Annotated in this window: 10 protein-coding genes; 1 reads left to right on the top strand and 9 read right to left on the bottom strand. The window is 69.0% G+C overall.

Features of this window, described 5'->3' with window-relative positions; genetic code table 11:
- Positions 1-113 precede the first annotated feature (113 nt).
- Positions 114-860 (bottom strand): maleate cis-trans isomerase family protein, encoded by a 747-nt coding sequence (locus ACZ5ZX_RS25635; RefSeq protein ID WP_465504518.1) that lies wholly within the window; start codon positions 858-860, stop codon positions 114-116.
- 17 nt (positions 861-877) lie between these two features.
- The gene (locus tag ACZ5ZX_RS25630; protein WP_465504517.1) at positions 878-4,681 is read right to left on the bottom strand and encodes an amino acid adenylation domain-containing protein; all 3,804 of its coding nucleotides are present in this window, start codon (positions 4,679-4,681) and stop codon (positions 878-880) included.
- Positions 4,682-4,851: 170 nt separating this feature from the next.
- On the opposite strand from ACZ5ZX_RS25630, the gene ACZ5ZX_RS25625 reads away from it, so the two are divergent.
- Positions 4,852-5,718, top strand: a complete 867-nt coding sequence (locus ACZ5ZX_RS25625; protein ID WP_465504516.1) for an alpha/beta hydrolase — start codon at positions 4,852-4,854, stop codon at positions 5,716-5,718.
- On the opposite strand, the gene ACZ5ZX_RS25620 is transcribed toward ACZ5ZX_RS25625, so the two are convergent.
- The 7 genes from ACZ5ZX_RS25620 to ACZ5ZX_RS25590 form a co-directional block, all read right to left on the bottom strand.
- Entirely contained in the window at positions 5,687-6,745 is a 1,059-nt protein-coding gene (locus ACZ5ZX_RS25620) for an NAD(P)-binding domain-containing protein (RefSeq protein ID WP_465504515.1), read from the bottom strand. The genes ACZ5ZX_RS25625 and ACZ5ZX_RS25620 overlap by 32 nt on opposite strands.
- A gap of 42 nt (positions 6,746-6,787) precedes the next feature.
- Positions 6,788-7,426 carry an SRPBCC family protein gene (locus ACZ5ZX_RS25615; protein WP_465504514.1) on the bottom strand — a complete coding sequence of 213 codons (639 nt, stop codon included), beginning with the start codon at positions 7,424-7,426 and terminating at the stop codon, positions 6,788-6,790.
- Between the two features lie 22 nt (positions 7,427-7,448).
- Complete coding sequence (locus tag ACZ5ZX_RS25610; protein WP_465504513.1) at positions 7,449-8,303, bottom strand: FAD binding domain-containing protein; 855 nt, start codon at positions 8,301-8,303, stop codon at positions 7,449-7,451.
- Complete coding sequence (locus tag ACZ5ZX_RS25605) at positions 8,300-10,738, bottom strand: xanthine dehydrogenase family protein molybdopterin-binding subunit (RefSeq protein WP_465504512.1); 2,439 nt, start codon at positions 10,736-10,738, stop codon at positions 8,300-8,302. The genes ACZ5ZX_RS25610 and ACZ5ZX_RS25605 overlap by 4 nt, the downstream gene beginning before the upstream one ends.
- Positions 10,738-11,268, bottom strand: coding sequence for a (2Fe-2S)-binding protein (locus tag ACZ5ZX_RS25600; RefSeq protein WP_037303592.1), 531 nt, complete (start codon positions 11,266-11,268; stop codon positions 10,738-10,740). The genes ACZ5ZX_RS25605 and ACZ5ZX_RS25600 overlap by 1 nt, the downstream gene beginning before the upstream one ends.
- 215 nt (positions 11,269-11,483) lie before the next feature.
- The gene (locus ACZ5ZX_RS25595; protein WP_465504511.1) at positions 11,484-12,149 is read right to left on the bottom strand and encodes a TNT domain-containing protein; all 666 of its coding nucleotides are present in this window, start codon (positions 12,147-12,149) and stop codon (positions 11,484-11,486) included.
- 265 nt (positions 12,150-12,414) lie between these two features.
- Positions 12,415-13,350 carry a threonine ammonia-lyase gene (locus ACZ5ZX_RS25590; protein ID WP_465504510.1) on the bottom strand — a complete coding sequence of 312 codons (936 nt, stop codon included), beginning with the start codon at positions 13,348-13,350 and terminating at the stop codon, positions 12,415-12,417.
- Position 13,351 lies beyond the last annotated feature (1 nt).

The following is a 13,351-nucleotide window of genomic DNA, read 5'->3' as shown; positions in this document are numbered from 1 at the left end:
CCGGCCGCTTCGTCGTCCTGTGACTACAGCCCGGGGGGGCGCCGGTCCTATCTGGGCCGGGCCTTCCCGCCCCACCCCCCCCCACCCCCCCCCCCCCCCCCCCCCACCCCCGGTCAGTGCTCAGCCAGCAGGGAGCCGAAGCCACGCACCCGGTCGTCGATGCCGTTCTGGCGCAGCGCGTGCCAGTACAGGGCGACGTTGTTCGAGATCACCGGCTTGCCCAGCCAGAACTCGGCGGCCGCGGCGAGGCGCGCCATGGCGACGTTGGTGCCGACCTGGACGATCGCTTCGACGTCGGTGCCGTCGATCTCCTTGACCGCGTCCCGGAGGTCGGTTTCGGAGACGTGGGCGATCTTGACCGGGCTCGGCGCGCCGAGGCCGTGGACGCCCAGCAGGTCGTAGCCGCTGCCGGTGAAGAAGCGGCTCACCGGGTCGTCGCCGACCGGCGGGTACGGCGTGATGACCGCGATCCGCCGGGCTTCGAGGACCGCGAGTGCCGCGTTGATCGCGTCCGGGCTCATCGTCACCGGGCGCCCGCCCGCTGCCTCCCGCATCGAGCCGAGGACGCGGGCGTGCGATTCCGGTCCCTCCCCATGGCTTTCCGGGGAGACCCCGATGATCACGCAGCCGGGATCGCAGCTGACGACACCCCGGATCGCCGGATGTGTCGACTTCCGGATGCCGTGCATGACGTGCTCGAATCCGGGCTGGTCGACCATGGAGTCGTCGTCGATGATCATCCGGCCGATGTGGTTGGTGACGCCGTCGGGGCGCATCGCGTCCAGTTCCGGCTGGGCCGAGGTGTTGGTGGACGGAACGACGACACCGACCTTGAGGCGGGGACCGAGGGAGTCGGGCACAGCTGGTTCTCCTTCGTCTAGGCGGATTTCCTGATCCGTGCGCGGATCGCCGACACCAGTTCGCCGACCCCGTCCTCCTTGAGGACGCTGTAGTGATCGCCTTGGAGCGTGACCACCTCCGGCGGCGTGGCCGAATACCCGGAGCTGTTCTCGACGAACGAGTAGTCGTCGCCGTCGGCCTTGAAGAGGGTCACCGGAGCCGCGATCCGCCGCCGCGCCAGTTCGCGGAAGGTGTAGTCGAACTCGTAGGTCTCCTCGACGATACGGATGATCCGCCGGATCAGCCGTTCGTCAAGGGCGGGCAGCAGGTTCGCCACGAAGGCCACGAAACCTTCCTCGTCCCGGACGGTTTCCCGGCAGGCCAGCGGTTCCGGCCCGGAGATCGAGCCGAGGAAGACCGACAGCAGGATCGTCAGGTAGGCCGGATCCAGGTAACTCGCCACCCGCTCACCGCCGTCCCCGAGCTCGGGGTTGCCGGGGCAGATCAGCAGCAGGTCGGCCACCCGCTGCCCCTGCTGTTCCAGCTGCCACGCCGTTTCGAAGGCGACCCGCGCGCCGAACGAGTAACCCCACAGTGTGTACGGGCCCTCCGGCTGGAGGCGCCGGATCTCGGCGACGTCGGCCTTCGCCATCTCTTCGACGGTCGCGTAGGGCGTCTCACCCTCGTTGACGCCATATGCCTGCACGCCGTAGAACGACCGCCCCAGACCGTTTCGCGCGGCCAGTGGCCGCAGGTTCATCGGATAGCCGCCGAGTCCCGGCCAGCAGAACACCGGGCTGCCGCCACCGGTCGCCAGCGGGACCAGCCGCGACGGCGGTTCGGCGGAATCCTCACCGATGCGGGCGGCCAGCTCGGCCAGCGTCGGGCATTCGAAGACGACCTGCAGCGGCAACCGGGTGCCGTACTCACAATTGATCCGGTTCACCAGCGAGACCGCGGTCAGCGAGTCGCCGCCGGCGGCGAAGAAGTCGTCCAGTACCGAGACGTCGTCGTACTTCAGCGCCTTGCCCCACACTTCGGCCAGCCACCGCTCGTGGACCGTCGAAGGTGCGACATAGGGCGTGTCACCGCTCGCGGAACGGACGGCGCCGCTCTCCGCCAGCTTCCTGGCGTCGACCTTTCCGTTGGCGGTCAACGGCAACTCGTCCAGTACCAGCACCCGGTTGGGGATCATGTAGTCCGGCAAGATCCGGGCCAGTTCGTCGCGGATGATCTCCGCCGGCCCCTTCATGTGCACCGCGTCTTCGCGCATACCCTCGTCGCGTATCTGCTCCTGACTCACCTTGCCGCCGACGAAGAAGTACGAGGGCCCGGGCGCGATCCCTTGTCCGGCGAGGATGTCGTCGATCCGCCGGGCGGCGGGCAGCGGGTTTCCGCTCTTCGAGCTGTAACCCGACGACATGAAGCCCAGCGCCGAACCGTTGCGCTGCAGGTGATGCAGTTTCCTGCCGAGGCCGAGGTACTCGAGCCGGTCCTCGTTCGCGCGGCTGACGGCGGTGATACCGAAGGCCGCGCGCTCGTACACCTGCTGGTTGATCGCGATCACGTGCTTGCGCTCGATCAGCTTGCCGGAGAGCCGCTCGAAATCCCCGTCTCGCCACCGGTAGGTACCGGCGGGCAGCCCTTCGACCCGGTCCGGATGGGCCTGGACGAACAGTTCGGTGTCCTCCGGTCGCGGCGTGCCGTCGTTGGCGTGCCAGGAAAAAGTGCCGAGATAGTGGTCGTCGGCGGCGGCACCGACGCGGTCGGCCACCCGGGTGTCGAACGCCGCCGGGCTGATCGTGAGGCCGTACCCGGGCAGGATCTCCTCGAATACGCCGACCATGTGGCCTGCCTCGAATTCGAGTACCTCACGGATGTTGTTCCGGTAGACCGGTTCGATGGCTCCGGTGCGGCCGATGAAGTGCACCGAGTGCCCAGTGCCCGCGTTCTCGGCGATCAGGACCAGCGTGTGGTCGATCGGGTGGTAGTAGTAGATCCCGGCGCCGAGCCCGTCGAGACCGCTGGTCTCCAGGTACAACTGCGTCGCGTACAGCGCGCCCGGCGAGGCGTAGGAGTACTTCGGCAGCAGACGCTCGTCGCTGGTGAATCTGCCGAACCATCGCAGCAGCTCACCCAGTTCGGCGAACGAAAGCTCGCCGGGTTCGCGGGAGTACGTGCCGACCGGGCCCGGCGTCAGGAGCGCGGCGAGGTCGTCGCGGGTGACCGCGCCGCCTTCGTAGTACCGGTAGGTCTTGCGGGCGAACACCTCCCGCCGCTGACGGCCGGTCTCCTGCTTGCCCGGCAGCACGGTGACCGGGCGATCCCCCGTGTCACGCACCCCCGGGTTGGACAGCTGCGCCTTGACCTGCAGCTTGCTGGCCTTGGACTGATGGTGCCCGCCGTGGTTGCCCTGATCCATCACCGCGGCTTCCCTCGGATTCAGTTCCACGCAGGCGACGAGTGCCTTCGAGCCGGTCCGCGCGTCGTCGGTCACCACCGCCGCGGCCCGGCGCACCCAGGTGTGTTCCTCGATCGCCACGGTGATTTCGTCCAGTTCGACGCGGTAGCCACGCAGTTTGACCTGGTTGTCGGCGCGGCCGGCGAACTGGATGGTGCCGTCCGGGTTCCAGTAGGCGAGGTCGCCGGTGCGGTACAGCCGCTCGGTCGCCGCGATCGGGTTCGGCACGAACCGTTCGCTCGTCTGCTCCGGCCGGTTCAGATACCCGCGGGCCAGCTGGATCCCGCCGATGTACAGCTCACCCGTCTCCCCGATGTCGACCGGCGCGAGATCGGCGTCGAGCACGAAGCACTGGGTGTTGTCGACAGGCACACCGATCGGAATCGTGCCCGCGCCTTCGTCGATCGTGTCCGGGTCGACGAGGTGGGCGGTCGCGTTGATCGTGCATTCGGTCGGCCCGTAGAGGTTGACCAGCCGCGCCGACGGCAGCTCGCGGACGAGCTCCCTGGCCAGCTGGCGCGAGAGCGCTTCGCCGCCGGAGAACAGCTTCCGCAACGTGGTGCAGGTGCCGAGACGTTCCGTGTCGAGCAGTGCCTGCAGCAGCGTCGGGACGCACTGCAGCGTGGTGACGTCGTACTTCACCACGGTGTCGATCAGGGCCTCGGGATCCCGGAACGCCCCTGGCGCGCTCATCACCACACGGGCGCCCGCGGCGGGCGCCAGGATCTCCCACTGCGCGGCGTCGAAGCTCATCGGCGTCTTCTGCAGCACCGTGACGCCCGGGCCCAGGTGACCGCAGGACCGCAGCCAGCGCATCTGGGACACGACGCCACGGTGCTCGATCAGCACGCCCTTCGGTTTGCCGGTGCTGCCCGAGGTGTAGATGACGTAGGCGAGCGAGTCCGGACAAGGCTTGTGCGGGATCTCCCCGGTCTCGCCGCGGACGTCGGCCACGGACACGATCCGCGTCCCGGCGGGCACCAGCCCGGTGAGCCGCGCGACGAGGTGCGGCTGCGTGACGACGACGCCGGCGCGGCTGTCTTCGAGCATGTAGCGAAGCCGGTCTTCCGGGTACTCGGGAGACAACGGCAGATAGGCGGCGCCGGCGGCGAGGATGCCCCACACGCCGACCATCAGGTCCGCGGAAGGCTCGACGTAAAGGCCGACGGGATCGTCCGCGCCGATCCCCAGGCGCGCGAGATGAACGGCGAGTTCCGTGGTCGCTTCTTCGAGTCCGCGAAAAGTCATTTCGCGGTCACCATCGACGACGGCCACCGCCTCCGGCCGCGTTTCCGACCAGTGCCCGAGCAGATCCGTGAGGCAGCTGCCGGGACGGACGCGATGATGCGGTGTGGCGTTGCCGATCGATGTCATGGTCATCCCCCAGTGCGAATTCCGTGGTTTTCGTTCCCCGGGTCAAAGGAGTGGTGCGGTCTTCCCGAGATACCGGCCGATAAACGAAAATCCGAAAAGCGCCCAGCCGTCCCTTCTTTGCCACCCTTTGGGGCGAGGACGCTCACGGCACGCGCGAATCCAGGACACTCGGAACCATGATTCCCACTTTTGTCTTCGTGCACGGTTCGGGAAGCGCGGCGCACGGCTGGACGGCGACCCAGCGGGAAATGGCGGCGCGCGGGCACCGGACGCTCGCGATCGATCTTCCCGGCCGCGGCGCGGGTTTCACCCGTGCCTACCACGAACAGGACCTCGAAACCTTCGCGGCGGAACCGTCGGTGATGAGCGAACTGACCTTGGACGACTTCGTCGGACAGGTCGTCGACGCCGTTCGTCGAGTACACCACCACGGCCCGGTGATCCTGGTCGCGCACAGCTTCGGCGGGCTCCCGGTCACCGGCGCCGCCAACGCGATCCCCGAGCTGATCGACCGGATCGTCTACATCGCCGCCCAGTGCCCGGTGAATCGCGCGCCGGGGGAATATCCCGCCTTGCCCGAATGGTCGACCGCCGAATTGTTCAAGGCGACGGCGCCGCTCCTCATCGGTGACCCGGCGCGACAGGGTTTCATCCGGGTCAACTGGCGGGGCGCCGACAGTGGGCAGCGGGCCGCGCTGCGGGACGCCATCTCCGGCGAACTCACCGAGGACGAGTTCCTCCAGGTGGTCGTCACGAGCCAGCCGGACGAGGTGTTCTGGCTGACCGGACCCGGATGGGACCTCCGCGCCGACAAGGAGTCCTGGGGCCGGATCCCGCGCACCTTCGTCAAACTGACCAGGGACCGTTCCATGCCGCTCGCCGTACAGGACCTCTACATCGCCGAGGGCGACGCGCTCACCCCCGGCAACCCGTTCGACGTCCGCGAATTCGACAGCAGCCACGCCGGCTTCCTCCGAAAGCCCGCCGGACTGGCCGAGATCCTCGACGACCTCAGTGTCCGAGCAGGCGCCGGATCTCGGTGACGGCCGAACGGCCCGCGCGGTTCGCCCCGACGGTGCTGGCGGACGGCCCGTAGCCGACCAGGTGCAGCCGCGGTTCGGCGACGACCCGGGTGCCGTCCATCCGGATCCCGCCGCCCGCGGCGCGCAGGCGAAGCGGCGCGAGATGGTCGATGGCGGCGCGGAAGCCGGTGGCCCACAGGATGACGTCGGCGGGCTCGAAGGTCCCGTCCGCCCACAGCACGCCGTCCGGGGTGATCCGCTCGAACATCGGGCGGCGGTCGAGGATTCCCGCGTCCAGCCCCGCCCGCACCTCGGGCGTCACCGCCAGATCGGTCACGCTGACGACGCTTTCCGGCGGAAGGCCCTCCCGGACCCGCCGGTCGACCTTGGCCACGGCCTCGCGGCCCCAGTCCTCGCTGAACGGCTCTTCGCGCCAGACCGGCGGACGCCGGGTCACCCAGCGCGTCGACCGGGCGAAGGGCGCGATCTCCAGCAACAGCTGGACGGCCGACGAACCGCCGCCGACCACTACGACGCGTTTGCCGCGGAAGTCGCCGACGCCGGTGTAGTCGGCGGTGTGCAGCTGACGGCCGCGGAAGGTCTCCTGGCCCGGGTAATGCGGCCAGAACGGCCGGTCCCAGGTGCCGGTCGCGCTGATCACCGCGCGGGCGGCCCACGTCTCCGTCGCGCTCGCCACGATCAGGCGGTCTTCCTCAGCACTCACCGACAGGACGTCGACAGGGCGATGGACCGGGAGGTCGTAGGTGCGTTCGAAGCGGCCGAAGTACTCGGAGACGACCTCGGCCGCGGGCAGCTTCGGATCCGGGACGCCGAAGGCCATCCCTGGCAGGTCGTAGACGCCGTGGACCTTCTCCATCACCAGCGAAGGCCAGCGGTACTGCCACGCGCCACCGGGGCGTTTGCCGTGGTCGAGCACGACGAAACCCGTTTCGTTGGCGAAACCCGCGCGGCGGAGGTGGTACGCCGCCGACAGGCCGGCCTGTCCCGCCCCGATCACCGCCACGTCGACTTCGTGATCCGCCTTCATACCGGGTTCAACGGTGGCGGGCCCCGGCTATTTCCTTCTCCGTCAGTGTGTCCGCCGCGTCACAGCCCGCACGATCGCGACGATCACGAGCACGCCGGCGAGCACGACCAGCACGGGCGCGACCCGTTTGGCCACCGATTCGCCCGCGTACTCCATCAGGTCGATGGCTTCGCCCTCCGACACCGGCTTGACCGCTTGCAACGGCGGGCGTTCCTTGGGTTTCTCGGGTTCGGGCTCGGGCGTGCCGAGCTTGCCGGACAGGCAGTCCGCGAACGAGTCGAGGATCTTGCCGCCGACCTCCGAGATCATCCCGCGCCCGAACTGCGCCGGTTTGCCGGTGACCGCCAGGTCGGTGGCGACGGCGCCATGGGTGACGCCGTCCTTCTCGGTCAAGGTGAGCGTCACCGTCGCCGAGGCCGTACCCGCGCCGCGGGCGTCCTTGCCGGAAGCCTTGATCACCACCCGTTTCGCGTCCGCGTCCTTCTCGACGAACTCGCCGGATCCCTTGTAGAGCAGGGAGATCGGCCCGAGCTTGACCTTCACCGTGCCTTTGAAGGTGTCGCCTTCGAGCCCGGTGATGGTGGCGCCCGGCATGCACGGTGCCACCCGTTCCGGGTCGACGACGGCCTGCCAGACCTCGTCGACCGTGGCCGGGACGGTGAATTCGTGGTCGAGCCGCACGGGCCGACCTCCCTTCTCGTGGTTACGAACCTGCCGCGGCGAGGACCGCCCTGCCGGTCAGGACCCGCGCGAGATGCTGCCGGTATTCGACGTCGGAGTCGCCGTCGGCCGTCGGGTTCGTCCCTTCGGCCGCGTGTTCGGCCGCGCCGCGGATCGCCTCGGCGGTGGCCGCGCAGCCGACCAGCGCCGCCTCGACCCCGGCCGCCCGCACCGGTGTGGAGCCCATGTTGGTGAGCGCGACCCGCGCCTCCTCGATGGTCCCCGCCTCGGTGCGGACACAGGCCGCGACGGCGACCATCGACCACGCCTGCGCGACCCGGTTGAACTTCTCGTAGTGGGCACGCCAGCCGGTGTGCTTCGGGACGCGGACCTCGACCAGGATCTCGTCCGCCGCGAGCGCCGTGGTGAACATGTCCTGGAAGAAGTCCGCCGCGGGCACGGTCCGCCGCCCGCCCGGTCCGGCGACGACGAGTTCGCAGCCGAGCGCGAGCACGGGCGCCAGCAGGTCACCGGCGGGATCGGCGTGCGCGATCGCGCCGCCGAACGTGCCGCGGTGGCGGATCTGCGGATCGGCCACCGTGTCGGTGGCGGCCTTGAGCAGCGCGGCGTGTTCGGCGACCAGCGCGTCCCGCTGGACGTCGTAATGCGTGGTCATCGAGCCGATGACCAGCGCGTCGCCGTCTTCGGTGATCCCGCGCAGCTCGCCGATCTTCCCGAGGTCGATCAGCGTGGTCGGTGTGGCGAGCCGCATCCGCAGCACCGGCAGCAGGCTTTGCCCGCCCGCCAGCACCTTGGCGTCCTCGCCCGCCTCGGCGAGCGCGCTGATCGCTTCGTCCACTGTGGACGGAGCGACGTAGTCGAACGGGGCGGGGATCACTGGGCACCTCCGGAGGCGTCGATCGAACCGAGACCGCCACCGGCTTCGGAACCGAGGCCGCCCGCCGAGGCGGCCCCGTGCTGGATGGCGTGCCAGACCCGCATCGGGGTCAACGGCATTTCGATGTCGTTCACCCCGAAATGCCGGACGGCGTCGATGACGGCGTTGACCACGGCGGGCGTCGAGGCGATCGTGCCCGCCTCACCGACTCCCTTGGCGCCCAACGGGTTCGTCGTCGACGGTGTCTCGGTGCGGTCGGTGGTGAAGTGGGGCAGATCAGCCGCCGAAGGGAGCAGATAGTCGGCGAAGGTCCCGGTGGTCAGCGTCCCGCCCTCGTCGTGGACGGCCTCTTCGAACAACGCCTGCGCGATACCCTGCGCGAGCCCGCCGTGCACCTGGCCTTCGACGATCAGCGGATTGACGGCCACGCCGACGTCGTCGACACAGACGTAGGACCGCAACCGCACCCGTCCGGTCTCGGTGTCGACCTCGGCCGCGCACAGATGCGTGCCGTGTGGGAAGGAGAAGTTCTCCGGATCGAACGTGTCCGCCGAATCCAGCGAGGGTTCGACGCCGTCGGGCAGGTTGTGCGCCGAGAACACGGCCCACGCGATGTCCTGGATGGACGTCGACGAATCCGTGCCCTTGACGGAGAACTTGCCTGCCTCGAATTCGAGGTCGTCTTCGGAGCACTCCATCAGATGCGCGGCTATCGGCTTCGCCTTCGCGAGCACCTTGTCCGCCGCGTTGATCACCGCGATCCCGCCGACGACCAGCGACCGCGAGCCGTAGGTGTCCATCCCCTTGTGCGAGGACTGGGTGTCACCGTGGAGGACCTCGATGTCCTCGAACGGGACGCCGAGTTTGTCGGCGACGATCTGGCTCCACGCCGTCTCGTGGCCCTGGCCGTGCGCGGAGGAGCCGGTGATCACCTCGATCTTGCCGGTCGGCAGCACCCGGATCTCCGCGTGTTCCCAGCCGCCCGCCGCGTAGTCCAGCGAACCGAGCACCCGCGACGGTGCCAGCCCGCACATCTCGGTGAACGTCGAGATGCCGATGCCGAGCTGGACCGGGTCACCCGCTTCCCGCCGTTCCTTCTGTTCGCGGCGGAGGCCGTCGTAGTCGAACAACTCCTTGGCCTTGGCGGTGGCGGCCTCGTAGTCACCCGAGTCGTAGGTCAGCCCGGCCACCGTGGTGAACGGGAACTCCTCGTGTTTGATCCAGTTCTTCTCCCGCAGCTCCATCGGGTCCATGCCCAGTTCGACGGCGAGCTCGTCCATCATCCGCTCGATCCCGAACGTGGCCTCCGGCCGCCCGGCGCCGCGATAGGCATCGGTGAGCGTGGTGTTGGTGAACACGTTGGTGCAGGCGAAGTGGTACGCCGGGAACTTGTAGATGGCGTTGAACATGAACGCGCCGAGGATCGGCACGCCGGGGCCGACGAGACCGAGATACGCGCCCATGTCGGCGAGCAGTTCGACCTTGAGGCCGGTCACCGTGCCGTCGCGGTTCGCGGTGATCGTGAGGTCCTGGATCTGGTCGCGGCCGTGGTGCGCGGCGACCATCGTCTCCGAACGCGACTCGGTCCACTTGACCGGTTTGCCCAGCCGCTGGGCGATCAAGGTCGACATCATTTCTTCCGGCAGCACGGCGATCTTGCCGCCGAACCCGCCGCCGACGTCCGGCGCGATCACCCGCACCTTGTGCTCGGGCAGGCCGAGCGTGGCCGCGGTCATCGTCTTGAGGATGTGCGGGACCTGGGTGGCCGACCACATGACCAGCTGGCTGCCGGTCGGGTCGACGACACACGCCCGCGGTTCCATGAACCCCGGGATCAGCCGCTGCTGGCGGAACCGCCGTTTGACCACGACCTCGGAGTTCGAGATCGCGTCCTCGACACTGGAACCCGTTCCCGCGTCGGCGGAATCGAAGACCCACACGGCGTTCTGGTTGGTGCCGAGTTCCTCGTGCACCAGCGGAGCACCCTCGGCGAGCGCGTTCTCGAGTCCGAGGACGACCGGCAGTTCGTCATACTCGACGTCGATCGCTTCGAGCGCGTCATGCGCTTCGGCCGACGTGCGGGCGACGACCACCGCGACGCCTTCACCGGCGAAGTTCACCGTGTCCGAAGCGAGGATCGGCCGCCTCGGCGATTTCATGTCCGGCGTGATCGGCCACGCGCAGGGCATGCCGATGGCGCTTTCCGGGTCGAGGTCCTTCCCGGTGAACACCGCGACGACCCCTGGCGCGGACTTCGCCCCGGTGACGTCGATCGACACGATCTTGGCGTGCGCGAACGGGCTGCGGAGCACCGCGAGATGCAGCATCCCCGGCAGCGTCAGGTTGTCGGTCCACCGTGTCCTGCCGGTGATGAGCCGCTCGTCCTCCTTGCGGCGGCGGGCCTTGCCGACCTCAGGCTCGATCGTGGAGGTCATCACTCACCACCCGCGCCGACGCGGGAAGCGGTGTCCGAGGCGAGCCGCTCGGCCTCCGGACCGGCACCGGGCCGCATCTGGTGGGCGGCGTCGCGGACCGCGCGGACGATGTTCTGGTAGCCCGTGCAGCGGCACAGGTTGCCTTCGAGTCCTTCACGGACGGCCTTCTCGTCCGGATCGGGATTGTCGGCGAGCAGGTCTATCGACTGCATGATCATGCCGGGCGTGCAGAAACCGCACTGGAGCGCGTGGTTCTCGTGGAAGGCCTTCTGCACCGGATGCAGTTCGCCGTCGCGGGCCAGTCCCTCGATCGTGGTGACCTCGCAGCCATCGGCCTGCACCGCGAGTACCGAACAGGATTTCACGCTGTGCCCGTCGAGGTGGACGGTGCAGGCCCCGCAGTTGCTGGTGTCGCAACCGACCACGGTGCCTACCTTCCCGACCCGTTCGCGCAGATGATGCACGAGGAGGGTGCGGGGCTCGACGTCGTCTGTGTAGCTGGTGCCGTCGACGGTGACGGTGATGCGCATCAGGCCTCCAAAAGCGAGAGAAACCCCGCGCTGGTCCGGGGTCGTTCGGGAGCGGCCGGTCAGTCGGCGGTCACGGGCGGACCGTGATCGGACTCACAGCCGAGCGTGCTACTTCTGCCCGTCCGGGACAACCCCCACCAGGGGGTCACTCCCAGCCGGAACCGCAGACGCGTTGCCAGTCAAGGTTTTTCGCCGCAAGCGCGGACTTGTGAGCCTTACTTCAAGCGCTCGAGGAATCCGTTGGCGATCAACCATCCGACAGTGACCGAAGGCGGTGAACCGGGCAGCAACGCACCGTCCACTTGGTACTGGAGGCCACCACCCGGCTGGGCGAACCACGCGGCGATCGGACCGGACTGGACCGCGAAGGACTTCGCCACCCGGTAGGCGTGATAGTTGCAGCTCGCGGCCGGCGCGGAGTCGAGGCTCTGCGGCGGGATCGCCCTCGAAGCGTACGGAGAGCCCTTCGGCGCGAGGAACGAGCCGTACTCGCTGCCATACCGGTCGATCCGCTTGCCCGGCGTCAACGTGATCACGTACTGGATGGGCGTCCCGTCGGGGCGCAGGACGTAGCCGTTCTTCGGCGGGTAGCGCCACGAGGAGGCCGCCGGGTCGTAGTAGGTGTCGAGGAAACGCTGCTCGGTCAGTGCCCCGGTGCGGCGGTAGCCGATGAGCTGGAAACCGACGTCGCCCAGCACCGGGAGTTTCTCCGGGCCGAGCCGTTTGTCACCGTGGTGATCGGCTTCCGAGCATTCGGTGAGCGATCCGGCTTGGGCGGCGCCGGTCTGTGCTGTCGTTCGTGCGGCGGCGGTCTGGGTCGTGACCGGGGCGAGGAGCAGGCCGATGGCGGCGAACACCGTCAAGGTGCGTCTCAGCAGCATGCTCCGAGCACACCAGCCGGTGCGCGGGACGGGCGACGGCTGATCGACTGACTTCGTTGAGCCGACCGGCTAATTCCGCTACCGGGCCGCCCGGCATCAGTGGGTCATGAGCGCCACGCTTGACGGTGAGCGCCGCCGCCCCAAAGTCACCGGGTGTCCTGCGGCCTTGCTGACGTGAGGTACATGATGGCCCCCTTCCTTGCGCTAGGCGCAAGGAAGGGGGCCATCATGTACTGGGGAAGGTGTGAAGGGGCCGTCACCGGGCTCAGGCCGTCATGCCGAGCACCGAGAGGTCGGCGTTCGCCCCGGTGACCACGGTGGCGACCAGGTCGCCGGGAATGTCGTGCACGGTCAGCGCGGCCAGACCTGCCGCACCCGCGGGTTCGGGGACGACGCCGAGGGTTTCCGCGCCCAGCCGCATGGCCGCGCGCAACTCGTCGTCGTCGACGAGCACGAAGTCGTCGACCAGCGACCGCAGGCGCCGCACGGATTCCGGCTCGGGGGTCCGGATCGAGATCCCGGCGGCGAACGAGTTGGCGCGCTCGACGGTGATCGGCTCACCCGCCCGCCAGCTCGTCACCATGGCCCGCGCCGACTTGGCCCCGACGCCGACGATCCGGACGTCCGGCGTATGCGCCTTGAGCCAGAGCGCGACCCCGGCGATCAGCGCGCCGTCGCCGACCGGGAGCACGACGGTGTCGATCCCGCGCTCCGCCGCCAGTTCGAGGCCGATCGTGCCCGCCCCTTCGGAGATCGCGGGGTCACGGCCGTCGACGGCGAAGACACGGTCCGGGGCTTCGGCGGCGAAGGCGGCCGCCGCGAGCTTCGCCTCGCCGTCGACCCGGCGCACCCTCGCGCCCAGTGCCTTCATCCGCCGCAGTTTCACCGGCGAGATGTCGGCGGGGACGAAGATCTCCGCTCGCAGGCCGCGCTTGCGGGCGGCGAACGCGATGGCCTGCCCGAAGTTGCCGCTGGTCCCGCACACCAGGGTCGTCCCCGGCTCCAGTCCGGCCGCGAAGTATTCCGCGCCGCGGCCTTTGAAGCTGCGCAACGGATTCAGCGTCTCGATCTTCACCAGCACACGTCTGCCGAGACGCTCGTTCAGCTGTTCGTCGCTGTACTGCGGGGTGTTCAGGAAAACGGGATCGATCACCTTCGCCGCTTCGGCGACGTGGTCCAGCTGCAGGTCGATGTCGGTCATG

This window comes from Amycolatopsis sp. NPDC033938 (assembly GCF_055575975.1).
Note: the sequence above shows the minus strand (reverse complement) of the source record. Positions and strands in the feature narration are given on the sequence as shown.